This window comes from Curtobacterium sp. MCBD17_023, from assembly GCF_003224415.1.
Taxonomy (GTDB): domain Bacteria; phylum Actinomycetota; class Actinomycetes; order Actinomycetales; family Microbacteriaceae; genus Curtobacterium.
Genome location: NZ_QKLJ01000002.1, coordinates 92,092 through 117,434 on the forward strand (window position 1 = coordinate 92,092; position 25,343 = coordinate 117,434).

General features: G+C 71.8%; 23 protein-coding genes and 1 pseudogene. 20 read left to right on the forward strand and 4 right to left on the reverse strand.

The window, feature by feature from the left end:
• Positions 1-14 precede the first annotated feature (14 nt).
• Positions 15-758 (forward strand): ComEA family DNA-binding protein, encoded by a 744-nt coding sequence (locus tag DEI84_RS02995; protein ID WP_110889631.1) that lies wholly within the window; start codon positions 15-17, stop codon positions 756-758.
• A 581-nt stretch (positions 759-1,339) separates the two neighbouring features.
• On the opposite strand, the gene DEI84_RS15900 is transcribed toward DEI84_RS02995, so the two are convergent.
• On the reverse strand, positions 1,340-1,669 hold the full coding sequence (locus DEI84_RS15900) for a hypothetical protein (RefSeq protein ID WP_258371682.1): 330 nt from the start codon (positions 1,667-1,669) through the stop codon (positions 1,340-1,342).
• On the opposite strand from DEI84_RS15900, the pseudogene DEI84_RS16065 reads away from it, so the two are divergent.
• Positions 1,646-2,719: pseudogene (locus DEI84_RS16065) on the forward strand (ComEC/Rec2 family competence protein); the annotation flags it as partial. The gene DEI84_RS15900 and the pseudogene DEI84_RS16065 overlap by 24 nt on opposite strands.
• A gap of 791 nt (positions 2,720-3,510) precedes the next feature.
• Entirely contained in the window at positions 3,511-4,530 is a 1,020-nt protein-coding gene (gene holA / locus DEI84_RS03015) for a DNA polymerase III subunit delta (protein ID WP_110825304.1), read from the forward strand.
• A 399-nt stretch (positions 4,531-4,929) separates the two neighbouring features.
• Here holA and rpsT read toward each other — a convergent pair whose 3' ends face one another.
• Positions 4,930-5,190: a 30S ribosomal protein S20 gene (rpsT, locus tag DEI84_RS03020; protein WP_110889633.1), complete on the reverse strand. Its 261-nt coding sequence runs from the start codon at positions 5,188-5,190 to the stop codon at positions 4,930-4,932.
• Between the two features lie 191 nt (positions 5,191-5,381).
• Between rpsT and DEI84_RS03025 the strand changes: the two genes are divergently transcribed.
• The 3 genes from DEI84_RS03025 (at position 5,382) to DEI84_RS03035 (ending at position 9,095) form a co-directional block, all read left to right on the forward strand.
• The gene (locus DEI84_RS03025) at positions 5,382-6,521 is read left to right on the forward strand and encodes a pyridoxal phosphate-dependent aminotransferase (RefSeq protein WP_110889634.1); all 1,140 of its coding nucleotides are present in this window, start codon (positions 5,382-5,384) and stop codon (positions 6,519-6,521) included.
• Between the two features lie 85 nt (positions 6,522-6,606).
• Positions 6,607-8,454: a translation elongation factor 4 gene (lepA, locus tag DEI84_RS03030; protein WP_110889635.1), complete on the forward strand. Its 1,848-nt coding sequence runs from the start codon at positions 6,607-6,609 to the stop codon at positions 8,452-8,454.
• Positions 8,451-9,095, forward strand: a complete 645-nt coding sequence (locus DEI84_RS03035) for a DUF1990 family protein (protein WP_258367534.1) — start codon at positions 8,451-8,453, stop codon at positions 9,093-9,095. The genes lepA and DEI84_RS03035 overlap by 4 nt, the downstream gene beginning before the upstream one ends.
• Before the next feature lie 98 nt (positions 9,096-9,193).
• Here the strand turns inward: DEI84_RS03035 and DEI84_RS03040 are convergent, their stop codons facing one another.
• A complete protein-coding gene (locus DEI84_RS03040; RefSeq protein ID WP_181420332.1) occupies positions 9,194-9,904 on the reverse strand; it encodes an HAD family hydrolase in 711 nt (236 codons plus the stop codon).
• A gap of 29 nt (positions 9,905-9,933) precedes the next feature.
• Between DEI84_RS03040 and hemW the strand changes: the two genes are divergently transcribed.
• On the forward strand, positions 9,934-11,151 hold the full coding sequence (gene hemW, locus DEI84_RS03045) for a radical SAM family heme chaperone HemW (protein WP_110889637.1): 1,218 nt from the start codon (positions 9,934-9,936) through the stop codon (positions 11,149-11,151).
• 13 nt (positions 11,152-11,164) lie between these two features.
• Here the strand turns inward: hemW and DEI84_RS15905 are convergent, their stop codons facing one another.
• Complete coding sequence (locus DEI84_RS15905; RefSeq protein WP_258371683.1) at positions 11,165-11,668, reverse strand: DUF4870 domain-containing protein; 504 nt, start codon at positions 11,666-11,668, stop codon at positions 11,165-11,167.
• Positions 11,669-11,791: 123 nt separating this feature from the next.
• Between DEI84_RS15905 and hrcA the strand changes: the two genes are divergently transcribed.
• The 13 genes from hrcA to leuA all read left to right on the forward strand — a co-directional run bounded on the left by hrcA (position 11,792) and on the right by leuA (position 25,239).
• The gene (gene hrcA, locus DEI84_RS03055; protein ID WP_110825310.1) at positions 11,792-12,814 is read left to right on the forward strand and encodes a heat-inducible transcriptional repressor HrcA; all 1,023 of its coding nucleotides are present in this window, start codon (positions 11,792-11,794) and stop codon (positions 12,812-12,814) included.
• Positions 12,815-12,865: 51 nt separating this feature from the next.
• Positions 12,866-13,978: a molecular chaperone DnaJ gene (dnaJ, locus tag DEI84_RS03060; RefSeq protein ID WP_110825311.1), complete on the forward strand. Its 1,113-nt coding sequence runs from the start codon at positions 12,866-12,868 to the stop codon at positions 13,976-13,978.
• Positions 13,978-14,742, forward strand: a complete 765-nt coding sequence (locus tag DEI84_RS03065) for a 16S rRNA (uracil(1498)-N(3))-methyltransferase (protein WP_110889638.1) — start codon at positions 13,978-13,980, stop codon at positions 14,740-14,742. The genes dnaJ and DEI84_RS03065 overlap by 1 nt, the downstream gene beginning before the upstream one ends.
• A gap of 76 nt (positions 14,743-14,818) precedes the next feature.
• Positions 14,819-15,172 (forward strand): histidine triad nucleotide-binding protein, encoded by a 354-nt coding sequence (locus DEI84_RS03070; protein WP_110889639.1) that lies wholly within the window; start codon positions 14,819-14,821, stop codon positions 15,170-15,172.
• Complete coding sequence (locus tag DEI84_RS03075; RefSeq protein WP_110825314.1) at positions 15,123-16,217, forward strand: PhoH family protein; 1,095 nt, start codon at positions 15,123-15,125, stop codon at positions 16,215-16,217. Before DEI84_RS03070 ends, DEI84_RS03075 begins: the two co-directional genes overlap by 50 nt.
• The gene (ybeY, locus tag DEI84_RS03080) at positions 16,214-16,675 is read left to right on the forward strand and encodes an rRNA maturation RNase YbeY (RefSeq protein WP_110825315.1); all 462 of its coding nucleotides are present in this window, start codon (positions 16,214-16,216) and stop codon (positions 16,673-16,675) included. The genes DEI84_RS03075 and ybeY overlap by 4 nt, the downstream gene beginning before the upstream one ends.
• 5 nt (positions 16,676-16,680) lie before the next feature.
• Positions 16,681-18,003, forward strand: a complete 1,323-nt coding sequence (locus DEI84_RS03085) for a hemolysin family protein (protein WP_110889863.1) — start codon at positions 16,681-16,683, stop codon at positions 18,001-18,003.
• Positions 18,000-18,938 (forward strand): GTPase Era, encoded by a 939-nt coding sequence (gene era / locus DEI84_RS03090; protein ID WP_110825316.1) that lies wholly within the window; start codon positions 18,000-18,002, stop codon positions 18,936-18,938. The genes DEI84_RS03085 and era overlap by 4 nt, the downstream gene beginning before the upstream one ends.
• An 86-nt stretch (positions 18,939-19,024) precedes the next feature.
• A complete protein-coding gene (locus DEI84_RS03095) occupies positions 19,025-20,266 on the forward strand; it encodes a sensor histidine kinase (RefSeq protein ID WP_110889864.1) in 1,242 nt (413 codons plus the stop codon).
• A complete protein-coding gene (locus tag DEI84_RS03100; protein ID WP_110889640.1) occupies positions 20,263-20,958 on the forward strand; it encodes a response regulator transcription factor in 696 nt (231 codons plus the stop codon). Before DEI84_RS03095 ends, DEI84_RS03100 begins: the two co-directional genes overlap by 4 nt.
• Positions 20,959-21,066: 108 nt before the next feature.
• Positions 21,067-21,816, forward strand: coding sequence for an ABC transporter ATP-binding protein (locus tag DEI84_RS03105; protein ID WP_110825318.1), 750 nt, complete (start codon positions 21,067-21,069; stop codon positions 21,814-21,816).
• A complete protein-coding gene (locus DEI84_RS03110; RefSeq protein WP_110889641.1) occupies positions 21,813-23,207 on the forward strand; it encodes an ABC transporter permease in 1,395 nt (464 codons plus the stop codon). Before DEI84_RS03105 ends, DEI84_RS03110 begins: the two co-directional genes overlap by 4 nt.
• Before the next feature lie 262 nt (positions 23,208-23,469).
• Positions 23,470-25,239: a 2-isopropylmalate synthase gene (leuA, locus tag DEI84_RS03115; protein WP_110889642.1), complete on the forward strand. Its 1,770-nt coding sequence runs from the start codon at positions 23,470-23,472 to the stop codon at positions 25,237-25,239.
• Positions 25,240-25,343: the final 104 nt, after the last annotated feature.

A 25,343-nucleotide genomic window follows, 5' to 3' on the forward strand; every position in this document is an offset into this window, starting at 1 on the left:
CGTAGCGTTCCGGCATGTCCCGCTTCGCGCTCTCGCCCCGTGCCGCCCTGGTGCTCGTCGGCGTCGTGGTGCTGGTCGCGGTCGGCGTGGTCTGGCTGGGCGGGGGCGCCGACGGCGACGGCAGCGTCGGCACGGGCGTGACGGTGGTGTCGGGCGCGCCGACGGTGGCCGCGTCCGACGACGGAGCTGCCGCTGCGCGGTCGACCGGGACACCGGTCGAGCCGAGCCTGCAGGCCTCGAGCGGTGCCGCGGGTGCGGGAGCGTCCGCGCCCGACACCGTCGCCGTCGTGTACGTGGTCGGGGCGGTGGCGCATCCCGGTGTGGTGCGGGTGGCCGCGAGCGACCGGGTCGCCGATGCACTCGACGCGGCCGGGGGAGCCGCGGCGGACGCCGACCTCACCCGACTGAACCTGGCGCGGCCCGTCGTCGACGGTGAGCGGCTGTACGTCCCCCGCGTCGGGGAGACCGAGGTGCCCGCCGAACTCCCGGCAGGCGGTGGCGGCGGAGGTGCGACCGGGCCCGGATCCGGAGCTGGAGCCGGGGCGGACGGGGGATCGCCAGCGGGCGCGGTCGTGGACCTCAACACCGCCGATGCCACGACGCTCGAGACGCTCCCCGGGATCGGTCCGGCCATGGCCCAGCGCATCCTGACCTGGCGGGAGGAGCACGGCAGCTTCCAGGCCGTCGAGGACCTGCTCGAGGTCAGCGGCATCGGCGACGCGCGCTTCGCTGAGCTCCGGGACCGGGTGCGCGTGTGAACACGAGGACGACGGGTGCGAGCACGGGGTCGACGGGGGTGCAGACGCCTCGGACGGCGCCGCACGAACCGCGCGCACGCGACCTCGACGTCCACGGTGCCGTCCCGGTCGCCGCCGGACGGGGGCAGCGCGCCTCCGTGGCCGACCTCCGGCTCGCCGGGCCGGCCGCAGGCACGTGGGTCGTCGTCGCGCTCGTGGTCGGCGCTCCCCATGCAGCTGCCTGGGTCGGTGCGGTGGCGGCCGCCGTGGCAGTGGTGGCGCTCGTGACGGTCGTGCTCCGACGCCGGGAGGGACCGGCGCGGTCGGGCAGCTTCGCCGTCGACCGACGACCCTCCGGACCGGGTGTGACCGCCTCGGTGCGGGCAGTGGCGGCCCTGGTGCTCACGGCCGCGCTCCTCGTCGCTCTGGTGTCCGTGGCGGTCGCGGTGGGCCAGGGACGACGAGAGCCACCGGCCGTCCGCGCCGTCTCCGGCCGGACCGTCCACGCGCAGGTGCGCCTCGACCGTGACCTCCCGCCCGCCGACCGGTCCGTGGTCGGGACGCTCCTGGCGGTCGGAGCGCGCACCCCGCGGCACGACGGCCTACGCGTCCCGGTCCGGATCGTGCCCGCGCTCGAACCGCGTCGGGAGGCAGTCGCGGCCGGGTCGGTCGTCCAGGTGCGCGGTCAGCTCGAGGCCGACGAGCCCGGAGCGCCGACCGCGTTCGTCCTCTTCGTCCGTGGTGACCTCGGTCCGGCCGCACCGCCGCACGGCCTGCTCGGCGGCACCGCAGTCGCCCGGTCCGCCTTCGTCGCCGTCACCGCCGACCTGCCGGAACCCGGTGCCGCACTGCTCCGCGGGTTGGCCATCGGCGACCGGTCCGGACTCGACGCGGACACCGAGCGGGCCATGGAAGCCGCTGCCCTGACCCACCTCACTGCCGTCTCCGGGTCGAACTGCGCCGTCATCGTCGCGTTGGTGGTGCTGCTCGGACGGGCGGTCGGTGCTCCTCGTGCGGTGCGTGCCGGCGCTGCCGTCGTGGTGTTGCTCGGGTTCGTGGTGCTCGTGCGGCCGGACCCGTCCATCACCCGGGCGTCCGTGATGGCGATCGTGGCGCTCGTCGTGCACGTGACCGGCCGGCCGGTACGCGGTGTGCCGCTCGTCGCGCTCGCGGCCATCGGGATGCTCGTCGCAGACCCGTGGGTGGCACGGTCACCCGCGTTCACGCTCTCGGTCCTGGCGGCCTCCGGGATCGTGGTCCTCGGCCCGCCGCTGACGGAGCTGCTCACGCGGCGGTTCTGGCCCCCGGTGGCCGCCGCGGTCGCCGTGCCCGTCGCCGCACAGGTCGCGTGCTGGCCCGTGACGGTCGCACTGTCTCCCACGCTGCCGACCTACGCCGTGCCGGCCAACCTGCTCGCCGAGGTGCTCGCACCGGTCGCGACCGTCGTGGGGCTCGTGGCGTGCCTCCTCGCCCCGCTGTGGCCGTCCGGAGCGCAGCTCCTCGCGACGGTCGGGTGGGTCCCCGCTGCCGGCATCGGGGAGATCGCGGACCGTGCCGCGGCACTGCCGGCGGCCTCGGCCCCGTGGCCGGCTGCCCCGGTCGGGGTGCTCCTCGCGACCGTGGTCTGCGCCGCGCTGGTGGTCGCGGTGCTCCGTCCAGGGCGGGTCCGACGGCTGGCCTGCGTCGGAGCGGCGGTGACGGTCGTCCTCGGTGTCGGTGCGGTCACCGTGCCCGACGTGCTCGTCCGCAGTACGGTGCCGACGGGCTGGACCACCGCGATGTGCGACGTCGGCCAGGGCGACGCGACCCTGCTCAGGAGCGACGGGCAGACGGCACTGGTCGACACCGGCGACGACCCCGAGCGACTCCGGGCATGCCTCACCCTGCTCGGCGTCGAGCACATCGACCTGCTCGTCCTGACGCACTTCGACCGTGACCACGTCGGTGCGGTCGACGAGGTCGCGGGTGAGGTGGACATCGCCCTCGTCGGACCGGTCGGCCGGCCCGCGGACGTGCGCGTGGTGTCCGAGCTCCAGACGGCCGGTGTCGACGTCCGCCGTACCGCCGACGGGACCGGGGGCGTGCTCGGCGACCTGCGATGGCGGGTGATCTGGCCACCAGCGGGCGACGACCGTTCGGGCAACGCGGCGAGCATCGTCCTACGGATCGACCCGGCACCGGGCCGGCGTTGCCCGGGGTGCACGACGGCGCTGTTGCTCGGGGACCTGGGGGAGGACGCGCAACGGCGGCTCCTGCGGACGGCCCCACCGGAGACCCTGTCCCCGGTGGACGTCGTCAAGGTCGCGCACCACGGATCCGCCGACCAAGACCCGGACCTCTACCGCCTGCTCGCCGCCCGTGTCGGATTGATCGGCGTCGGGGCGGACAACGACTACGGGCACCCGACGGAGCGGGCGCTGGAGATGCTCGTCGATGCCGGTACCACCCCGTACCGGACGGACCGGTCGGGCACGATCGTCATCCGGGGCGGAGAACCGACGGACGGGGACGACGGTGCCGATGACGGTGCTCCCGGAGGAAGCGACGGTCCGGCCGGTCCTCGCCCGCTCGAGGTGTGGACCGAGCGCCACGATGACGACGACGGTCCGGACCAGGGCATCCACCGCACCGGCAGCAGGCCCGCAGCCCCGGTCTCCGTCGTCGGCCCGGGCCGTCGGCTGACGCCCGTAGGATCGAGGCGACCCCGACCGCTCCTGCCGACCGTGCAGCGGGAGGGCCGGCGTCGCCGCCCAGCACCACCGGAAGGACCCGCATGCCCGCCAAGAAGCCCGCGCGCGCCGCAGCGAAGATCGACCAGGTCCCGTGGTCGGCGATCCGTCCCGCCCCGGTCGTCCTGGTCACCGGTGCCGAGACCTTCCTGGCCGAGCGCTCGATCGGCATGCTGCGCGACCTGCTCGTCGGTGAGGACCCGGCACTCGAGGTCCACGACCTCGAGGCCGACCAGTACGCCCCGGGCCTGCTGGCGACCCTGGCGAGCCCGTCCCTGTTCGGCGAACCCCGTCTCGTGCGCGTCACGAACGTCGAGAAGTGCACGGACGCCTTCATCACCGAGAGCATCTCGTACCTCCAGGGTCCCGCCGACGACGTCACCCTGGTGCTCCGACACGGTGGGGGAGTGCGGGGCAAGAAGCTCCTCGACACCATCCGCAGCGGGGTCGGCGGCGGCATCGAGGTCCAGTGCGACGAGATCAAGCGCGACACCGACCGGATCGACTTCGTCAACGCGGAGTTCCGTGCCGCCCGTCGGAAGATCGCGCCGTCGGCGGTGCGGACGCTCGTCGCCGCGTTCGCCGACGACCTCGCCGAACTCGCCGCCGCGTGCCGGCAGCTCCTCGCCGACGAAGCCGACGAGATCACCGACCGCACCGTCGACAAGTACTACGGCGGGCGGGTCGAGACGAACGCCTTCAAGGTGGCGGACATCGCCCTCGCCGGTCGGTCCGCCCCGGCGATCGTCGAACTGCGGCACGCCCTCGCGACCGGTGAAGCCCCGGTCCCGATCGTCGCCGCCTTCGCGAGCAAGATCCGCACGATGGCGAAGGTGAGTTCCTTCCGCGGCTCGAGCGGACAAGCCGCCTCCGCGCTCGGCCTGGCGCCGTGGCAGGTGCAGCGCGCGCAGCGCGACGTCGCCGGGTGGAGCGAAGCCGGCCTCGCGAACGCGATCACGAGCATCGCTGAGGCGGACGCCGCCGTGAAGGGCGGCTCCCGTGACGCGCACTTCGCCCTCGAGCTCATGGTCCGCACCATCGCCCGGCGCGGCGAGGCCCGCTGACGCTTCCGGGCCTCCCGGCCGAGCGTCGGCGCCGCCGCGTCTGCGCGCCGACCGCCGATGCCGCCGCGTCTGCGCGCCGACCCCGATGCCGCCGCGTCTGCGCGCCGACCCCGGTGCCGCCGCGTCTGCACGCCGACCGTCGATGCCGCGGCGCCTGCGCGCCGACCGTCGGCGCCCCACGCGCCGACCTCGACCAGCCGCGGTTCCGTCCGGCAGCGCACAACGACTTCCCGTTCGAACCGCTGATCCCCGTGGTGTGGACCGGATGCGGCGGGCGGAAACCAGTTGACGCCGCGCGGCCGCACCGCACCGACGCAGCACCGCGCCGCACCGCAGCACCCGGGAACGACGAAGGCCCCGCACCACCGGTGCAGGGCCTTCGGTCGTCAGCGACTCAGATCAGAGCGCCGAGACCTTCTTCGCGATGGCCGACTTGCGGTTCGCGGCCTGGTTCTTGTGGATGACACCCTTGCTCACGGCCTTGTCGAGCTTCTTCGCGGCGAGCGACAGGGCGGCGACGGCCTTGTCCTTGTCGCCCGAGGCGATGGCCTCGTTGGTGTGACGGATGTACGTCTTCAGCTCCGACTTGTACGCCTTGTTGCGGTCGGTGGCCTTCTGGTTGGTCTTGATGCGCTTGAGCTGCGACTTGATGTTCGCCATGCGTGTTGCTCCTGGTTTCGTCTCGGACGGGTGGTTGCGATCCCGGGTAGAGGGGCCCTTCGTCGCATCGCGTTCCACCCGTGGGCGACGGAACGCGTAAGCCAGCCAGCAACGTTACCAGGCCGACCCCGCGTCACCAAAGCGCAACACGTCGGACACGCGGCGGGATCGTGACGGGTTACGGTGACGGGATGCCGTCCCTCGCGCCCCGCATCGACACCGTCCCGCCCTCGGGCATCCGCCGGGTCTTCGAGCAGGCGTCACTCCTCGACGACGTGACGATGCTCGTGATCGGCGAGCCGGACGTCACGGTCGCGAAGCACATCGGTGACGCCGCCCGCCGCGCATGGGCCGAGGACCGCACCGACTACGGCCCGAACGGCGGCATCCCGCAGCTGCGCCAGGCGATCCAGGAGAAGCTCCGGCGCGAGAACCGGGTGGACGTCGACCTCGAGCAGGTGTGGGTGACGGTCGGGGCGACGCAGGCGCTGTTCACCGCGATGACGCTCGTGCTCTCGCCCGGGGACGAGGTCCTCGTGCCGGATCCCGGGTACACGACCTTCACGATGAACGCGCACATCATCGGTGCCGACCCGGTGCCGTACCAGTTGTCGCCGGCGCACGGTTTCGAGCCCGACCTGGCCGCCCTGGAGGCGCGGATCACCGACCGCACGCGCGCCATCGTCGTCAACTCGCCGTCCAACCCCCTCGGCTCCGTCTTCGGCGAGCAGACGCTGCGGGACCTGCTGGCCCTCGCGAAGCGCCACGACCTGTGGGTGATCAGCGACGAGGTGTACGAGTACTTCACCTACGGCACCCGGCACGTCAGCCTGGCGTCGCTCGACGAGGACGACCGGGTGTTCTCGGCTTTCTCGCTGAGCAAGACGTACGCGATGACCGGCGTCCGGGTCGGCTACCTCGTGACCCCGAAGGGCCTCGGTCCGACGATGCGGACCGTGCAGGAGTCGATCATCAGCTGCGTGGCCGAACCCGACCAGTGGGCCGCCCTGGCGGCGATCGTCGGCGACCACTCGCCCGTGCAGGACGCCCGCGAGCACTACCGCCGGAACCTGGAGGTCGCGACCGGCGTGCTCGACGCCGCCGGCATCCGGTACAACGACCCGAAGGGCGCGTTCTACCTCTGGATCGACGTGTCGCACGCGACGGACGGGGACGTCGCCGAGTGGGCGCTCGCGTTCCTGCAGCGTGAGCGGGTCGCCGTCGCACCGGGCAGCGCGTTCGGTCGGACCGGCGAGGGCTGGATCCGCGTCTGTCTCGCGGCGACGCCGGAGGACCTCCGTCGCGGTCTCGGGGCCCTGCCGACGCCCTGACCGTCCACGGTCACCTGCACACTGCGCGCCGCCGAGGCGCGAGCATGGGACAATCGTCGGACCGTCCGACCCACCCCGAGGAACCGTGAGCCCACAAGCATCTGCGCCGCTCGAGCCCGCCTCGACGCCGGCCGCCGCGATCCGCAACTTCTGCATCATCGCGCACATCGACCACGGCAAGTCCACGCTGGCCGACCGCATGCTGTCGATCACCGGCATCGTCGAGGACCGGGCGATGCGTGCGCAGTACCTCGACCGGATGGACATCGAGCGCGAGCGGGGCATCACGATCAAGTCCCAGGCCGTCCGCATGCCGTGGGAGCTCGACGGCGAGACCTTCGCGCTGAACATGATCGACACGCCGGGCCACGTCGACTTCTCGTACGAGGTGTCCCGCTCCCTGGCCGCGTGCGAGGGCGCGATCCTGCTCGTCGACGCCGCACAGGGCATCGAGGCCCAGACGCTCGCGAACCTGTACCTGGCGCTCGAGAACGACCTCGAGATCATCCCGGTCCTCAACAAGATCGACCTGCCGGCCGCCGAGCCGGAGAAGTACGCCGCCGAGCTCGCGCAGCTCATCGGCGGGGAGCCGGAGGACGTGCTGCGGGTCTCCGGCAAGACCGGACAGGGCGTCGCGGAGCTGCTCGACCGCGTGGTGCGGACCGTCCCGGCGCCCGTCGGCACGGTCGACGCCGCACCCCGCGCGATGATCTTCGACTCCGTGTACGACAGCTACCGCGGTGTCGTGACGTACGTGCGCATGATCGACGGTTCGATCAAGCCGCGCGAGAAGGTCCAGATGATGTCGACCAAGTCGACGCACGAGATCCTCGAGATCGGGGTGTCGAGCCCGGAGCCGACGCCGACCAAGGGGCTTTCCGTCGGCGAGGTCGGGTACCTCATCACCGGCGTGAAGGACGTCCGCCAGTCGAAGGTCGGTGACACGGTCACGAGCGCGCAGCGTCCGGCGACCGAGGCACTGTCCGGGTACACGGACCCGAAGCCGATGGTGTTCTCGGGCCTCTACCCGATCGACGGCAGCGACTACCCGGTGCTCCGAGAGGCGCTCGACAAGCTGAAGCTGTCCGACGCGGCGCTGGTCTACGAGCCGGAGACGTCGGTGGCCCTCGGCTTCGGCTTCCGCTGCGGCTTCCTCGGCCTGCTGCACCTCGAGATCATCACCGAGCGGCTGCGGCGCGAGTTCGACCTCGACCTCATCACGACCGCGCCGAGCGTGGTCTACGAGGTCACGACCGAGGACAACACCGTCACCGAGGTCACGAACCCGTCGGAGTTCCCGACCGGCCGCATCGTCGAGGTCCGCGAACCGATGGTCCGCGCGGCCATCCTCGCCCCGAAGGACTACGTCGGCGCGATCATGGACCTCTGCCAGCAGCGGCGCGGGTCGCTGCTCGGCATGGAGTACCTCGGCGAGGACCGGGTCGAGATCCGCTACGAGATCCCGCTCGGCGAGATCGTGTTCGACTTCTTCGACCAGCTGAAGAGCAAGACGCAGGGCTACGCCAGTCTCGACTACGAGCCCACCGGCGACCAGGCGGCCGACCTCGTGAAGGTCGACATCCTGCTGCAGGGCGACCAGGTCGACGCCTTCAGCGCGATCGTGCACCGTGAGAAGGCCTACGCGTACGGCACGCTCATGACCGAGCGCCTGCGGAAGCTCATCCCGCGTCAGCAGTTCGAGGTCCCGATCCAGGCCGCGATCGGCGCCCGCATCATCGCCCGCGAGAGCATCCGCGCCATGCGCAAGGACGTCCTGGCGAAGTGCTACGGCGGTGACATCACCCGGAAGCGCAAGCTCCTCGAGAAGCAGAAGGAGGGCAAGAAGCGCATGAAGACCATCGGTCGGGTCGAGGTCCCGCAGGAGGCCTTCATCGCGGCGCTCTCCGGCGACGTGGAAGAGAAGAAGAAGTGAGCCGCGGGCAGCACCGGACGGCGCTGACCTACGGCGCGGTCGGCGCCACCCAGGCCTCCGACCTGATGACCTACCCGCCGGAGGGCTTCACGCCCGCCGAGTCCCGCGCCCGCATCGGGCACGGTGACCAGCGCTTCGAGACCGCCGTCATGCAGGCGCTGACGTGGCAGATCCAGGAGCGCAGCGGCATGGGCGTGCGGGTCGAGGACGCGCCCGAGGACGACGAGGTGCGGTACAACCCGGTCACGTTCGACGAGCACGGCGTCCCGATCGCCCCGGCCTCCATCGGGTCGGCCCGGGTCGAGCGGACGACGCCGGACGGCACCCCGCTCGTGACGGCGGGCACGACGGCGACGCTGACGATGCACGCGTTCGGGCAGACGGTGCACGCGCCGGTGCGGGTCGTGGCGATCATCGACGAGCGCGACCGGAAGGGCTTCGCCTACGGCACCCTCGAGGGGCACCCGCTGTCGGGCGAGGAGTCCTTCGTCGTCGAGCGCACGCCGGACGGGTCGGTGTGGCTGCAGGTCCGGCAGTTCTCGCAGCCGGCGAGCCGGAAGTGGCGTTTCGTGGCCCCCCTGGTGCGCCGCCAGCAGCGCGTGATGGCCGAGAAGTACCTCGCCGCCCTGCGCGGCGACTGACCAGGCCGTCACCCACCCGGGCGACCCACCTGACGGACCGACGTCGGGCCTCCCGGCCTGGAGGCCCGCAGCGGGTCCGACGCTCCGGTCACCCCTCCCTAGGCCAGCGGCGCGAGACGCGTGATCGCGTCCTCGATGAGGCGTGCGTCCGCGACGCAGTCGCGGGCGACCGCCACAGCGCTCGTCGCCCGGAGTGCGTCGACGTCGTAGACGCCGGTCGCGACCGCGAGGAACGGGATCCCGACGGCGTCCGCGGCCTCGCCGTCGCGGGGCGTGTCGCCGACGATCACCGCCCGGGTCCCGCTGAGTGCGGCGGCCGCGAGGGCCGTCACCCCGGACCGCTCGACCTGCTCGTCCCCGAAGTACGAGTGGTCCCAATCGAAGGCGTCGACGTCGAAGCCCGCGCCGAGCAGCTTGATCCGGGCACGGTGGGCGGAGTTGCCGGTGAGCAGGCCGTTCCGCCAGCCGATCGCGGCGAAGTGCCGGACGAGGTCGATCGCGCCCGGGGCGGGTGTGCGGCGGTCCCCGGACCGGTGACGCTCCTCCGACAGGTCGCGCAGGTGCCCGCTCACCGTCGGCACGAGCTCGTCCTCCAGGTGGTGCGCTCGGACGTGCTCGACGATGATGCCGGCGTCGGTCCGGCCGTGCTGGTGGCCGACGAGCAGCGGTAGGTCGCGACCGAGCGCCCGCTCGAGCGCCAGGTGGTACAGGTTGCCCGGTGACGCGGCGTTGCGCACGAGCGTGCCGTCGATGTCCCACAACACCGTGGTGGGGACGGGGGCCGGGGGAGTGACGGGCTGGTGCTCCATGCCGTCCATGATGACGGAGAATGGACCCCATGCCGAGTGCTCTCCCGATCGCCGACCCCGCTCCCGCGGACGGACTGGTCGAACCGGCCCCCGGGACCGGCGAGGTCCCCTTCGGCGTCTACGTCCACGTGCCGTTCTGCCGGGTGCGCTGCGGGTACTGCGACTTCAACACGTACACCGCGTCCGAGCTCCGCGGGGTGCGGCGTGACGACTACGCCGGGCACGCGCTGCGGGAGATCGCCTTCGCCGACCAGGTGCTCGAGCGCTCCGGCGTCCCGCGCCGCCCGGTCTCGACGGTCTTCTTCGGCGGTGGCACCCCGACGATGCTGCCGGCGTCCGACCTGGCGATGATCCTCAGGGCGATCGAGGACACGTGGGGCATCGTCCCCGGGGCCGAGGTCACGACCGAGGCGAACCCGGACTCCGTCGACGCCGACTCGATCGCCACCCTGCAGCGGGCGGGCTTCACGCGGATGAGCTACGGCATGCAGTCCGCGGTCCCGCACGTGCTCGCGACCCTCGACCGCACGCACGACCCCGAGCGGGTGCCGGTCGTCGTCGACCTCGCGAAGCAGCAGGGTCTCGACGTCAGCCTCGACCTCATCTACTCGACGCCGGGGGAGTCCCTCGACGACTGGCGGACGTCGCTCGACGCCGCGATCGCCTGCGCGCCGGACCACGTCTCGGCGTACTCGCTCATCGTCGAGGACGGCACCGCGATGGGTCGCGCGGTCTCGCGGGGGGAACTCCCCGCACCGGACGACGACCTCGCCGCGGACATGTACGAGCTCGCCGACCGGGTGCTCCGGGACGCCGGGTACGACTGGTACGAGGTCTCGAACTGGGCGCGCGGCCCGCAGCACGCGAGCCGCCACAACCTGTCCTACTGGAAGGGCCACGACTGGTGGGGCGTCGGCCCCGGTGCGCACTCGGCGGTCGCCGGGACGCGCTGGTGGAACGTCAAGCACCCGGCCGCGTACGCGAACCGGGTGCTGCAGGACGTGTCGCCGGCGGCCGGTCGCGAGACGTTGGACGCCGAGACACGGTACGTGGAGCGCGTGCTGCTCGCCGCGCGGGTGCGCGGTGAGCTGCGCATCGACGAACTCCGCCAGGAGGCCCGGAGCCGCGTCGCCGGGCTCATCGCACGTGGGCTCGTGGACGGTCGGGCTGCCCTCGGCGGCTCCCTGGAGCTGACGTTGCAGGGCCGCCTGCTGGCGGACGCCGTCGTGCGCGACCTGCTCGACTAGCTCCCGGACGAGGTCAGGGCTTGATGAACTCGATCGAGAGCGGGTACTTGTAGAACTGGCCCTGGTTCGCAGCGATGGCGGCCATGATGCCGAACACGATCGACACGATCGCGGCGGCCGCGATGACGAGGAACCCGATGCCGAGCACGGACGTCAGGCCGCCGGCGAAGTAGGCGATGGCCATCGTGATGTGGAAGTTCAGTGCCACCCGGGTGTGCTCGCGGACGAACTGTCCGCGGTCCCGCAGCACGAGGTAGGCGACGAGCGGGACCAGGATGTTGAAGAAGATGCCGCCGACGTGCGTCAGGGTCGCCCAGAGGCGCTGGTCCTCGGGGGTCATCGGCTGCGGCGGCTGGTACCCGGCCGGATACTGCTGCCCGGGGCGCTCCCACCCGCCGTACTGCTGACCGTTGCCGGGCTGCTGACCACCCGGGTACTGGCCACCGGGGTACTGCCGTCCGTCGGGCTTGCCGTCCCGGTGCTGCTCGGGGCCGCCGGGCTCCTGTCCGTAGCTCATGCCCGCAGCGTACCGAGCCACCTGTGCAGAAGTCCCGCGACGTCGGCGGTCAGGCGTAAGATCAGCACTCGACCGGTGAGAGTGCCAGCCGGTCGCAGGTCAGCACGAGCGGAAGGGGAACCGATGGTCAGCGAACGCAGTCTCGAGGTCCTCAAGGCCATCGTGCGCGACTACGTCGCCTCCCGCGAGCCCGTCGGCTCGAAGACGATCGTCGAGCGGCACGCGTTCGGCGTGAGCGCGGCCACGATCCGGAACGACATGGCGCAGCTCGAGGACGAGCAGCTCATCATCGCGCCGCACACCTCGTCTGGGCGGGTGCCCACCGACAAGGGCTACCGGGTGTTCGTCGACCACCTCGCGGCCGCACGACCGCTCTCGGGTGCCCAGCGCCAGGCGATCGAGACCTTCCTCGGTGCGTCGAACGACCTCGACGACGTCCTCACCCGGACGGTCCGGCTGCTGAGCCAGTTGACGAACCAGGTCGCGCTCGTGCAGTACCCCACGATGGGTCACGCCCGCGTGCAGCACGTCGAACTGGTCCGTCTCGCCGACACCCGGCTCATGGTGGTCCTCATCACCGACACCGCCCGGGTCGAGCAGCGCGTGATCGAGACCGACGTCCCGTTCGACGAGTCCGCCCTGACCGAGGTGCGGTCCGTCGTGAACGGCGCCACGGTGGGCCTGCCGCTGCAGGATGCACCGCACGCGCTCCGCGCCATCCCCGGTCAGCTCCGTCCGGAGGTCCAGCCGCTCGCCGGTGTGGTCGTGGCGAGCCTGGTCGAGCAGGTCGCGGCGAACCGTCAGGACCGCCTGCTGATGGCCGGCGCGGCGAACCTGGCCAAGAGCGAACAGGACTTCTCCGGCGGACTCTTCCCGGTGCTCGAGGCCATCGAGGAACAGGTCACCCTGCTCCGCTTGTTCGGGGAGATGCAGGTCGACGACATCGCGGTCGCGGCGAGCATCGGTGCCGAGAACGCGGAGTACGGTCTCGACGCGACGAGCATCGTCGCGGGCGGCTACCTCGCCGCGCGCGGCGAGATCGCCAGACTCGGCGTCCTCGGTCCGACCAGGATGGACTACGGCACGAACATGGCCGCTGTCCGAGCGGTCGCCCGCTACCTGTCGCGGCTGCTCGGCGAGAACTGACCGCCGCGTCCGTCACCACCCCCGCCCACCCACGCACCCCCTGAGGAACACTTGGCAGACCACTACGACGTCCTCGGCGTCCCGCGCGACGCCTCCGATGCCGACATCAAGAAGGCGTACCGGCGGCTCGCGCGGGAACTCCACCCCGACGTGAACCCGAGCCCCGACGCGGCAGAGCGCTTCAAGGACGTCACGCACGCGTACGACGTCCTGAGCGACCCGGAACAGCGTCGTCGCTACGACGCCGGTGGGCAGGACAGCCCCTTCGGCGGTGGGGGCGCCGGCTTCAGCGACATCTTCGACGCCTTCTTCGGGGGCGGCGGCGGCGGTGGCGGCCGGGGGACCGGTCCACGCAGTCGTGCCGAGCGCGGCGGCGACGCCCTGCTCCGGCTGGAGGTCGACCTCGACGAGGTCGTCTTCGGCACCCACAAGGACCTCGAGGTCGACACGGCGGTCCTCTGCGACACGTGCGGTGGCTCGTGCTGCGCGCCCGGGACGAGTCCGCAGACGTGTGACATCTGCGGCGGCTCCGGACACATCCAGCGCCAGGTCCGCTCGCTCCTCGGCAACGTCGTGACGAGCGCCCCCTGCGGCACCTGCCGCGGCTACGGCACCGTGATCCCGAACCCCTGCCCGACCTGCCAGGGCCAGGGCCGTGTCCGGGCCCGTCGGACGGTCCCGGTGGACGTCCCCGCCGGCGTCGACACCGGTCTCCGACTGCAGATGCCCGGCCAGGGCGAGGTCGGTCCCGCCGGTGGTCCCGCCGGCGACCTGTACCTCGAGGTCCGGGTGCGCCACCACGACGTGTTCAGCCGCGACGGCGACGACCTCCTCGCCACGCTCGAGGTGCCCATGACGGACGCGATCCTCGGCGCCACGACGACCATCGACGGGCTGGACGGTCCGGTGGAGCTCGAACTCCGTCCGGGCGTGCAGAGCGCCGACGTCCTGGTGATCAAGGACCGCGGCGTCACGAAGCTGCGCGGCTCGGGCCGTGGCGACCTGAAGGTCGGCGTGCACGTGGTCACCCCGACCAAGCTCTCGCACAAGGAGCGGCAGCTCGTCGAACAGTTGGCGAAGACGCACAAGGCCGGCGCCCCGCAGCTGTCCCGCTTCCAGCAGGGCATGTTCGGCAAGCTCCGCGACCGGTTCTTCAACTTCTGATGGCCTCGCTCTACCTCGTCGACGCGCTCGACGACGTCGCCGTGGGCGCCCGGGTGTCGCTCGACGGCGCCGAGGGCCGGCACGCGGTGACGGTGTCGCGGGTCCGCGTCGGCGAGGAGCTCCGGCTGTCGGACGGCCGGGGCACGGTCGTCACGGGACCGGTGGCCTCGGTCGGCAAGGACTCGCTGGTCCTGACGGTCGAGGCGGTGGAGGTCGACGAGGCCCCGCGGCCGTCGCTGACCCTCGTGCAGGCCCTCGCGAAGGGCGGACGGGACGAGATGGCCGTGCAGGCCGCGACCGAGATCGGCGTCGACCGCGTCGTGCCGTGGGCGGCCGCCCGCAGCGTCTCGCGCTGGGACGGCCCGAAGGTCGAGAAGGGCCGTGCCCGCTGGGCGGCCATCGCGCAGGAGGCGTCGAAGCAGGCGATCCGGTCACGGGTCCCGCAGGTGCTCGCTCCGGTGACCACGGCGCAGCTCGCCGGAGGGGCAGGAGCCGGTCCGGCGGCACCCGGACGGGAGGCGCGGCGCACGCTGGTCCTGCTGGAACCGACCGCGACGGTCCGGTTGGCCACCTGGGAACCACCGGCGGAGACGGACGAGATCGCGCTCGTCGTCGGCCCGGAGGGCGGCATCGACCCGTCCGAACTCGAACGGCTCGAGACGGCCGGCGCCTTCCGGGTGCGCCTGGGCGACACCGTGCTGCGGACCTCCACCGCCGGACCGGCCGCCCTCGCGGTGCTGCAGGCACGGCTCGGACGCTGGTGAGCGGCCACCGCGTTGATCGGACCCGGCTCGGACGGCGGGAAGGCATGGCGTCGGTCGCGCGTTCTACGATGGTGCCATGACCAGCACCGAGCCCAGCGTCTTCACGAAGATCGTCGCGCGTGAGATCCCGGCCACGATCGTCGCCGAGGACGACCGCATCATCGCCTTCGAGGACATCGCGCCGAAGGCCCCGGTCCACGTGCTCGTCGTCCCGAAGACCCAGGAGTACGCGACCGTGAGCGAGCTCGCGAGCGCGGACCCCGGACTGCTCGCCCACGTCGTGGCGACCGCCCAGCGCATCGCCGACGAGCGTGCGGGCGGTCAGTTCCGACTTGTGTTCAACTCCGGCGAAGCCGCCGGTCAGACCGTGTTCCACGTGCATGCGCACGTACTCGCAGGAGACCTGCAGGAAGGCACCCTTGCCAGCTGACGAACCAGCCACCACCGAGCCGGAGTCCGTCTCCGAGCCCGTGTCCGTCTCAGAGCTCACCGTCGATGGCATCGCCATGGTGCAGTTGCTCGGGCCGCAGGACCGCCTGCTGAAGACCGTCGAGCGCCAGTACCCGAGCGTGACCGTGCTCGTGCGCGGCAACCAGGTCTCGCTGTCCGGTCCGGAGCGTGACGTCACCCGCGCGCGTGCGCTCGTCGACGAACTCGTCGGCATGGTCCGGCGCGGGCAGGACATCGGCCAGTCGGACATCCCGAACTCGGCCCGCATCATCGACGCGGACCGCAGCCCGTCCGACGTGTTCGGCACGCCGATCGTGTCGAGCCGCGGCAAGTCGGTCCGTCCGAAGACGGACGGGCAGCGGGCGTACGTCGACGCGATCGACGAGAACACCATCACGTTCGGCATCGGGCCGGCCGGTACCGGCAAGACGTACCTGGCGATGGCGAAGGCCGTCCAGGCCCTGCAGCGCCGTGAGGTCTCCCGGATCATCCTCACCCGCCCCGCGGTCGAGGCCGGTGAGCGGCTCGGGTTCCTGCCGGGGACGCTGACCGACAAGATCGACCCGTACCTCCGCCCGCTGTACGACGCGCTCAACGAGATGATGGACCCGGAGCTCGTCCCGAAGCTCCTCGCTGCCGGCACGGTGGAGGTCGCACCGCTCGCCTACATGCGCGGGCGGACGCTCAACGACTCCTTCGTGGTGCTCGACGAGGCGCAGAACACCACGCCCGAGCAGATGAAGATGTTCCTCACCCGTCTGGGCTTCGGCTCGAAGATGGTGATCACCGGCGACATCACGCAGGTCGACCTGCCGGGCAACGTCTCGGGACTGCGTCTCGTGACGCGGATCCTGCGGGACGTCGAGGACATCCACTTCGCCCGCCTCGGCAGCGAGGACGTGGTCCGCCACACCCTGGTCGGGAAGATCGTCGACGCCTACACGGTCCACGACGAGGAACGGCTCGCCGAGCAGGCCGCGAAGCGCTCCGAGCACCAGGACGACCGCCGAGGAGGCACCCGGTGAGCATCGAGCTCAACAACGAGTCCGGCGTCGCGGTGGACGAGGACACCGTGCAGCGCCTCGCCGCCTTCGCGCTCGACGCCATGCACGTGCACGCCGACGCCGAGCTCGCGATCGTCTTCGTCGACGAGGGCGCGATGGAGCAGCTGCACATCCGGTGGATGGACGAGCCCGGCCCCACCGACGTCCTGAGCTTCCCGATGGACGAGTTGCGTCCCGGCACCGAGGACGAGCCGACGCCGGCCGGGCTCCTCGGTGACATCGTCGTCTGCCCGCAGGTGGCCGAGGAGCAGGCGCGGACCGCGGGGCACTCCACCCTCGACGAGATCCTCCTGCTCACCTGCCACGGCATCCTCCACCTGCTCGGGTTCGACCACGCCGAGCCGGACGAGAAGGCCGAGATGTTCGGCCTGCAGGGCGAGATCCTCCGCGGTTTCGCCGCCCAGCGTCGGGGGCGGTGACCGCAGTGCTCCTCGTCACCGGTCTGCTCGCGGTGGCGTTCGTGCTGGTGGTCCTCGGTGGACTGCTCGCGGCCGCCGACTCCGCGCTCTCCGTGCTGTCCCGCGCGGACCTCGAGGAGATCGCCCGCGGGAGCAAGCGCCGCCGTGCCGTCGAGGCGCTGGCGGACGACCCCGGCGCGCACGTCAACGCCCTCAACTTCTTCCGCGTGCTCGCCGAGACGGCCGCCGCGGTCCTCGTGACGATCGCCCTCGTCCGGGTGACCGACACGTGGTGGATCGCGCTGATCCTGTCCGCGGCGATCATGACCGCGGTGTCCTTCGTGCTCGTCGGCTCGAGCCCGCGCAGTGTCGGTCGCGCGCACGCCGAGGGCATCATCGCCGCGACGGGCGGACTCGTCCGCGGTGTCCGCATCGTGCTCGGTCCGCTCGCCGGGCTCCTCGTGGCGATCGGCGACCGGGTGACGCCGGGCCGGGTCCGGAGCGCCTCCAGTGTCTCGAGCGAGGAGCAGCTGCTGTCGCTCGTCGACGAGGCCACGGAGAGCAACGTGCTCGAGGCCGACGACCGCGAACTCATCCACTCGGTCTTCGCGTTCAGCGACACCCTGGTCCGCGAGGTGATGGTGCCGCGCACCGACATGGTGACGGCCGACGCGCACGACACGGTCGCCGCCGTCATGGAGCAGTTCCTCGCCACGGGCGTGTCCCGGATGCCGGTGACCGGTCGCGACAGCGACGACGTGCTCGGCGTGGCGTACCTCCGCGACCTCGCCCGTGCCCTGTACGAACGGCCCGAGGTCGGGTCGCGGTCGGTCCGCACGATGCTCCGACCGGCGGAGTTCCTGCCGGAGTCGAAGCCCGCGGACGACACCCTCCGCCACATGCAGCTCGCGAAGAACCACCTCGTGCTCGTGGTCGACGAGTACGGCGGGGTCGCCGGCCTGGTGACGATGGAGGACCTCATCGAGGAGCTCGTCGGGGACATCTCGGACGAGTACGACCGTGCCGTGGTCGACCGCGCCGAGGTCGAGCCGGGGCGCTGGCGCATCTCGGCGCGGCTCCCGATCGACGAGCTCGGCGACCTGTTCGGCATCGAGCTCGACGACGACGACGTCGACACGGCCGGCGGTCTGCTCACGAAGGAGCTCGGCCACCTGCCGTCCGCGGGGGACACCGTCACCGTGTCCGGCGTCGTGCTCACCGCCGACCGCGTCGAGGGCAAGCGGCGCCACCTCATCACGGTGCTCGCCGAGCGCACCACCGACCTCGCGTCGGCCGAGCAGGCCTTCGGCGACACCGACACCACCACGACGGGAACACGAACCACATGACGGACCCCGGAACCGACGCCGCCCCCGAGACGACCACCCCCTACCGTGCGGGGTTCGTCTCCTTCGTCGGCCGTCCGAACGTCGGCAAGTCCACGCTGACGAACGCCCTGGTCGGGCAGAAGGTCGCGATCACGTCCTCGAAGCCGCAGACGACGCGCCGCGCCATCCGCGGGATCGTGCACCGGCCGAACGGACAGGTCATCGTCGTCGACACCCCCGGGGTGCACCGGCCGCGCACGCTGCTCGGTGAGCGGCTCAACGACCTCGTGCAGTCGACGCTCGGCGACGTCGACGTCATCGGCTTCTGCGTGCCGGCGAACGAGCCGATCGGCCCGGGCGACCGCTTCATCAACGACACCCTCGACCAGTACCCGCGCGCTCGGAAGGTCGCGATCGTCACGAAGATCGACCGTGCCGGCAAGGAGAAGGTCGCCGAGCAGCTGCTCGCGGTCTCGCGACTGCGCGAGTGGGACGCGATCATCCCCACGTCGGGCACCGAGGGCCTGCAGCTCGAGGACCTCCTCGACGAGGTCGTGTCGCTGCTGCCGGAGTCGCCGCAGCTGTACGACGACCAGGCCGTGACCGAGGAGACCGACGAGGAGCGCATCGGCGAGCTCATCCGGGAAGCCGCGCTCGAGGGCGTGCGGGACGAACTCCCGCACTCGCTCGCGGTCGTCATCGAGGACGTCGTCGAGCCGGACGCGGACGACGACCCGGACGGCCCGCTGCGGGTCTTCGCGAACCTGTTCGTCGAGCGGGACAGCCAGAAAGCCATCGTGATCGGTCACAAGGGCGGTCGGCTCAAGGACGTCGGCACCCGTGCCCGCGTCGAGATCGAGGGGCTCCTGGGGCGGCACGTCTACCTCAACATCCGCGTGAAGGTCGCCAAGGAGTGGCAGCGGGACCCGAAGCAGCTCGGACGCCTCGGGTTCTGACCCGGACCAGGCCGATGCGGACCGCGGAGCAGGGGTCATCCCGTCGTCGGACGCGCGCGACGCATCCCGCCGCCTACCGTGGTCAGGTGTTCCGTCCGATGCTCCGCAACCAGGTCGTGGTCGACGTCCTGATCGCCCTCTTCGCCGGCGGGGTCTTCGCCGTGCTGTCGGTCGGCGGGGTCGACCAGGTCGTCATCCTCGCGGCAATCGGCGGCTTCGTCGTCGCGCTCGCGCTGCGGCGGTCCGCTCCCGGTCTGGCGCTCGCGCTCGCGTGGCTGACCGCGGTGTTCCAGATGGTGACGGCGCAGCGCGGCAACCTCTTCGACATCATGATCGCGGGCGTCATGTACACGACGAGCGCGTACGGCGGTCGGAAGACCCGCGTCGCCGGGCTCGTGTCGGCCGTCCTCGGGAGCGTGGTCGCGGCGGTCTACTCGGCGGCCCAGGAGTGGGCCCGGCAGGTCGACTACGGGTCCTCGCAGGCCGACGCGTGGGACCAGACGCTGAAGACGCTGCTGGCGTACCTCGTCATCGTCCTCGCCGTCCTCCTCCTGCCGTGGCTCGGTGGTGTCGTCGCCCGCGCCCGGCGTGCCGCGGGCATGAGCCGGGAGGCGCAGCTGCTCGCCGAGCGTGACGCCGCCCGGGCCGACCGCGCCGTGGCGATCGAGCAGGAACGGGTACGCATCGCCCGCGACATGCACGACATCGTGGCGCACTCACTCGCGGTGGTGATCGCCCAGGCCGACGGCGCACGGTACGCCCTGCGCGCCGACCCGTCCCTCGCCGACGAAGCACTCGGCACGATCGGGTCGACCGCACGTCGGGCCCTCGGGGACGTCCGCGAGCTGCTCGGAGCACTCCGCCACGAGCAGGGCACCGCGCCCACGCCGGACGTCGACGACATCGAACAGCTCGTCGGCCAGATGCGGGAGGTCGGCCTCGACGTGCAGGTCGAGCGCGAGGGCGACCCGTCCGCGCTGCCGACGACCACGCAGCTCGCCGTGTACCGCATCGTGCAGGAGAGCCTGACGAACGCGTACAAGCACGGCGCGCGCGGTGCACCCGTCCGGGCCAGACTGACCTACCGCCCGGACACGGTCGAGATCGCCGTCGTGAACCGCCGCGCCGAGGACGACCGAGCGGGACCCGGTACCGGACACGGACTCGTCGGCATGCGCGAGCGTGCCACCATGTCCGGCGGGAGCATGACCGCGGGACCCCGAGGCGACGACTTCGCCGTCGAGGTCCGGATGCCCGCCCAACCCGCCACCGGGCAGATGCCCCGGGCCACGATCCCGTCCACCGATCAGGAGCGCAGCACGAGATGACCACCGCGGACAGCACGAGCAGCACCGAGCCGGCACGGATCCGCGTCGCCCTCGTCGACGACCAGGCACTCTTCCGCACCGGGATCCGGATGCTCATCGGGTCGCAGCCCGACCTGCAGTTCGTCGGCGAAGCGGGTGACGGCGCGGAGGGCGTGGAACTCGTCCGGCAGAGCCGCCCGGACGTCGTGCTCATGGACGTCCGGATGCCGGTCATGGACGGCATCACCGCCACGGCCAGGATCGTCGACAGCGGTGCGTCCGCCAAGGTGCTCGTCCTCACCACCTTCGACTTCGACGAAGCCGCCGCGAAGGCCATCCGGGCCGGTGCGAGCGGCTTCGTGCTGAAGGACGCCGACCCCGAGTTCCTGCTCGCGGCGATCCGCACGGTGCACGCGGGCACGACGGTGTTCGCGGCCTCGGCGACCCGCGAGCTCCTGCGTCGCTACGAGGACCCGGCAGAGCAGCGGCAGAGCGTGCCGCCCGCCTTCGCGGACCTGACGCCCCGCGAGCGCGAGATCTTCGACCTCGCGGCCCGGGGGTTCAGCAACGCCGAGATCGCGAAGCACGAGTACGTCAGCGAGGCGACCGTGAAGACGCACATCTCGCGGGTCCTGACGAAGCTCGAACTGCGGGACCGCGTCCGCCTGGTCGTCTTCGCCCACGAGTACGGGCTCGTCACCAAGGGCGACTGAAACATCATCCGTCAGGCGGACCCGGACGGGGGAACCGAGCCGAGCGGATGACGGACGCGAGCCAGGCGACGGACGCGGGACGGTCCTCCCGGACGCGATCGTGGAGCCATGACCAACCACGCTCCGATCATCCGTCTCGACCACGTGTCCAAGCACTACGGTGACGCCTCGCGCCGGGTGACTGCGCTCGACGACGTCAGCGTCGACATCGGCGCGGGCGAGTTCACGGCCGTCATGGGCCCGTCCGGCTCCGGCAAGTCCACCCTCATGCACGTCGCCGCCGGACTCGACCAGGTGTCGTCCGGTCGCATCACCATCGACGGCACGGACATCACCGGCCTCGGCGACCGGGAGCTCACCGAACTCCGTCGTCGCCGTCTCGGCTTCGTGTTCCAGTCCTTCAATCTCGTGCCGACGCTCGACGTCAGCGAGAACATCCGGCTGCCGTTCCTGCTCGGCGGCCACAAGCCGGACCGCGAGGAGTCGGCGTGGATCGACCGCCTCGTCGACATGCTCGGCCTCGGCAACCGTCTCACGCACCGACCCCACCAGCTCTCCGGCGGGCAGCAGCAGCGCGTCGCCATCGCCCGCGCGCTGGCCTCCCGACCCGCCGTCGTGGTCGCCGACGAGCCGACCGGCGCGCTCGACTCCCGCACCGGCCGTGACGTGCTCGCCATCCTGCGCGGTGCGGTCGCCGACTGGGGGCAGAGCGTCGTGATGGTCACGCACGACCCCGTGGCGGCGGCGAACGCGGACCGGATCCTGTTCCTGGCCGACGGCCGGATCGTCGCCGACCGCCCCGCGATGGCCGCAGCGGACATCTCCGCCACGATGCTCGGGATGGAGGCCGCCGCGTGAACGGGCTCCGACAGTTCGCTCCGACCGTCCTCGTCGCGGCGCTCGGCACGACGTTCGGCTCCGCGCTCGTCATCGCACCCGGCATCGTCACCGAGGCGATGGCGATGAGCCCGCTGGACGACGTCGCCACCGTCAAGGCGATCCTCTCGGTGATCGGGTGGCTCTTCCTCGGCATCGCCCTGTACGTCGGGGCGATCGTCACCGCCAACACGTGCGCGACCCTCATCGCCGGGCAGACCCGCGTCATCGCCCTGCAGCGGCTCGTCGGCGCCACGGGGGCGTCCATCCGGTCCCGCATCACCCGCACCGGGCTGCTCGTCGGGCTGGTCGGCGGGGTCGTCGGCGCCCTGGTCGGCACGGGGCTGTCGGCGGTGTTCGTGACCGTCCTCCGCGGGAACGGCTTCCTGCCGGACCGCTCGTACACCCTCGTGCCGTGGGAGCTCGTCCTGCCGGTGGTCGCGGTGGTCCTCGCGACCTGGGGCGCCTTCGCCGCGGGGTCGCGCCGCGTGCTCACGGTCACCCCGCTCGAGGCCCTGTCGTCGAGCGTCGAGCCGAGCCACGACGACGTCCGGTCCGGCACCGCCCGCAGGGTCTGGGCGATCGTCCTCATGTCCGGCGGCGCGCTCCTCGCCGTCCTCGGGCTCGCGATGAGCGCCGTCACCCCGCTCGCCGTCCTGCCGGCGGCGCTCGGCGGGTTCGTCTCCTTCGCCGGGGTCGCCGTCGGCGCGACGATCGTCATGCCCCCGGTGCTGCAGGCGATCGGCCGGGTCGGCGCGCACGACCCGGTGGTCCTGCTCGCCGGACGCAACGCCATGCGTGCTCCGGCGCGGTCCGCCCGTGCCACCATCGGGCTCGTCATCGGTGTCACGCTGCTCGTGACCTTCGCCGTGGCGCTCGGCATCATGCAGCACGTCACCGAGTCGACCCTGTCCGGCGTGGACGGCATGACGCCCGCGATGCTCGAGGAGCAGCGGAGCTTCTTCGAGCAGCTCAACGCCGTCGTGAGCGTGATCGTCGGGTTCTCGGCCGTGATCGCCGCCGTCGGGGTCGTCAACGCCCTCGCGCTCGGCGTCCTGCAGCGCCGTCGGGAGCTCGGGCTGCTCCGCGTGCTCGGACTGACCGGTGTGCAGGTCCGTCGGATGATCGTCACCGAGGCCGTGCAGATGGTGGTCGCCGCCGTCGTCACCGGGCTCGTGCTCGGCACGTTCTACGGGTGGCTCGGCGGGCAGACGCTGCTCGGCGTGCTCGGCTCGGTCGTCACGCCCGTCCTGCCGCCGCTGACGATCGCGATCGTCGTGGTCGGGGCGCTCGTCCTCGCGGTCGTCGCGACGGTCGCGCCGGTGCGACGCGCGATGCGTGTGCCACCGACGGAGGCGCTCGCGGTCGACTGAGCGGCCGTCGGTCCGGTGCGACGCGCCAGCGGCGGCTCGGCCGTGCCGGACGGGAGGCCCACCACCGGACCGGTGGTGGGCCTCCCGTCCGTGCGCCTGCCGTCACACAGTGCGCCGGCGGCCACCTCCGGTGCTAGCGTGAACCCGATGTCCTCGGCACTCCTCCTCCTCCTTCGTCGCCGCGACGAGGCCTGACAACCGGCCCACCTCGTCGCGGAGTCCGTCGTGGCCGCTCCTGAACCACACCGACGAAAGCGAACCGATGCAGAACGCACAGCGCCCCTCCGGGATGCCGATCCACAAGTACGTCCCCTTCTCCGAGCAGATCACCGTCGACCTGCCCGACCGGACCTGGCCGACCAAGCGCATCGACCGTGCGCCGCGCTGGTGCGCCGTCGACCTGCGTGACGGCAACCAGGCCCTCATCGATCCGATGGACGCCGAACGCAAGCGGGCGATGTTCGACCTGCTCGTGCAGATGGGCTACAAGGAGATCGAGGTCGGGTTCCCGAGCGCCTCGCAGACCGACTTCGACTTCGTCCGGTCGCTCATCGATGAGGGCGCCATCCCCGACGACGTCACGATCCAGGTCCTGACGCAGGCGCGCGAGCACCTCATCGACCGCACGTACGAGGCGATCGACGGCGCGAAGCAGGCCATCGTGCACCTGTACAACTCGACGAGCATCGTGCAGCGCGAGGTCGTCTTCCGCACCGACGTACAGGGCGTCATCGACATCGCCGTCGCCGGGGCGCACATGTGCAAGGCGGCGGAGGCTCGGCTGCAGCACGGCACGACGGTCTACTACGAGTACTCGCCGGAGTCCTACACGGGCACCGAGCTCGAGGTCGCGGTGCAGATCTGCAACGCCGTGCTCGAGGTCTTCGAGCCGACCCCCGAGCGCAAGGTCATCGTCAACCTGCCCGCGACCGTCGAGATGGCGACGCCGAACGTCTACGCCGACTCGATCGAGTGGATGTCGCGCCACCTCGACCACCGCGAGGACGTCATCCTGTCGCTGCACCCGCACAACGACCGCGGCACCGCCGTCGCCGCCGCCGAGCTCGGCTACATGGCCGGTGCCGACCGCATCGAGGGCTGCCTGTTCGGCAACGGGGAGCGCACCGGCAACGTCGACCTGGTCGCCCTCGGGATGAACCTGTTCACCCAGGGCATCGACCCGGAGGTGGACCTGTCGGACATCGACCAGGTGAAGCGCACGGTCGAGTACTGCAACCAGCTGCCGGTGCCGGAGCGCCAGCCGTGGGCGGGCGACCTCGTCTACACCGCGTTCAGCGGGTCGCACCAGGACGCGATCAAGAAGGGCCTCGAGGCGCTCGAGGCCCGTGCGGCCGCCGAGGGCGTCGGTGTCGACGACGTCGTCTGGGCCGTCCCGTACCTGCCGGTCGACCCGAAGGACATCGGCCGCTCGTACGAGGCCGTCATCCGGGTGAACTCGCAGTCCGGCAAGGGCGGTGTCGCGTACCTGCTGAAGACCGACCACGCGCTCGACCTGCCCCGCAAGCTGCAGATCGAGTTCTCCGGGGTCGTGCAGCGGCGGACCGACGCCGAGGGCGGCGAGTTCACGTCCGAGCGGATCTGGGAGCTGTTCTCCGACGAGTACCTGCCCGCGCACGTCGACGACGACAAGTGGGGCCGCTACGAGATCACGAAGACCGCGACCTCGAGCGACTTCGACGGAACCACGAAGCTGTCCGTCGCGATGCGCGTCGACGAGGGCTCGGTCACGTCCGAAGCGGTCGGCACGGGTCCGATCGACGCCTTCCTCTCCGTGATGGCGGAGCAGGGCGTCGCCGTCACGCTGTACGACTACTCCGAGCACACGATGAGCGCCTCCGGGGACGCGAAGGCGGCGTCGTACGTGGAGCTCGACGTCGACGGCGTCCGGCTCTGGGGCGTCGGGATCGACGCCGACATCGCCACCGCGTCGCTCAAGGCGATCGTGTCCGCGGTGAATCGTGCCGTGCGCGCGGGTGCGGCCTCCGGTGCGCCGGAGCTCGTCTCCGCGTAGCACCGCGGCGGACGGGAGGCGCGGTGCGGGTCCGCCCTGCGCCTCCCGTCCGTCCGCCGATCCCGTCCGTCCGCCCATCCCGTCCGTCCGCCGGTCCCGTCCGT

Excerpts from the sequence above, each read along its gene's own strand:
- DEI84_RS02995 (WP_110889631.1), top strand. The coding sequence starts at position 15 with ATGTCCCGCTTCGCGCTCTCGCCCCGTGCCGCCCTGGTGCTCGTCGGC.
- holA (WP_110825304.1), top strand. The coding sequence starts at position 3,511 with ATGCCCGCCAAGAAGCCCGCGCGCGCCGCAGCGAAGATCGACCAGGTC.
- rpsT (WP_110889633.1), bottom strand. The coding sequence starts at position 5,190 with ATGGCGAACATCAAGTCGCAGCTCAAGCGCATCAAGACCAACCAGAAG.
- DEI84_RS03025 (WP_110889634.1), top strand. The coding sequence starts at position 5,382 with ATGCCGTCCCTCGCGCCCCGCATCGACACCGTCCCGCCCTCGGGCATC.
- DEI84_RS03040 (WP_181420332.1), bottom strand. The coding sequence starts at position 9,904 with ATGGAGCACCAGCCCGTCACTCCCCCGGCCCCCGTCCCCACCACGGTG.
- hemW (WP_110889637.1), top strand. The coding sequence starts at position 9,934 with ATGCCGAGTGCTCTCCCGATCGCCGACCCCGCTCCCGCGGACGGACTG.
- DEI84_RS15905 (WP_258371683.1), bottom strand. The coding sequence starts at position 11,668 with ATGAGCTACGGACAGGAGCCCGGCGGCCCCGAGCAGCACCGGGACGGC.
- hrcA (WP_110825310.1), top strand. The coding sequence starts at position 11,792 with ATGGTCAGCGAACGCAGTCTCGAGGTCCTCAAGGCCATCGTGCGCGAC.
- DEI84_RS03065 (WP_110889638.1), top strand. The coding sequence starts at position 13,978 with ATGGCCTCGCTCTACCTCGTCGACGCGCTCGACGACGTCGCCGTGGGC.
- DEI84_RS03070 (WP_110889639.1), top strand. The coding sequence starts at position 14,819 with ATGACCAGCACCGAGCCCAGCGTCTTCACGAAGATCGTCGCGCGTGAG.
- DEI84_RS03075 (WP_110825314.1), top strand. The coding sequence starts at position 15,123 with ATGCGCACGTACTCGCAGGAGACCTGCAGGAAGGCACCCTTGCCAGCT.
- era (WP_110825316.1), top strand. The coding sequence starts at position 18,000 with ATGACGGACCCCGGAACCGACGCCGCCCCCGAGACGACCACCCCCTAC.
- DEI84_RS03100 (WP_110889640.1), top strand. The coding sequence starts at position 20,263 with ATGACCACCGCGGACAGCACGAGCAGCACCGAGCCGGCACGGATCCGC.
- DEI84_RS03105 (WP_110825318.1), top strand. The coding sequence starts at position 21,067 with ATGACCAACCACGCTCCGATCATCCGTCTCGACCACGTGTCCAAGCAC.
- leuA (WP_110889642.1), top strand. The coding sequence starts at position 23,470 with ATGCAGAACGCACAGCGCCCCTCCGGGATGCCGATCCACAAGTACGTC.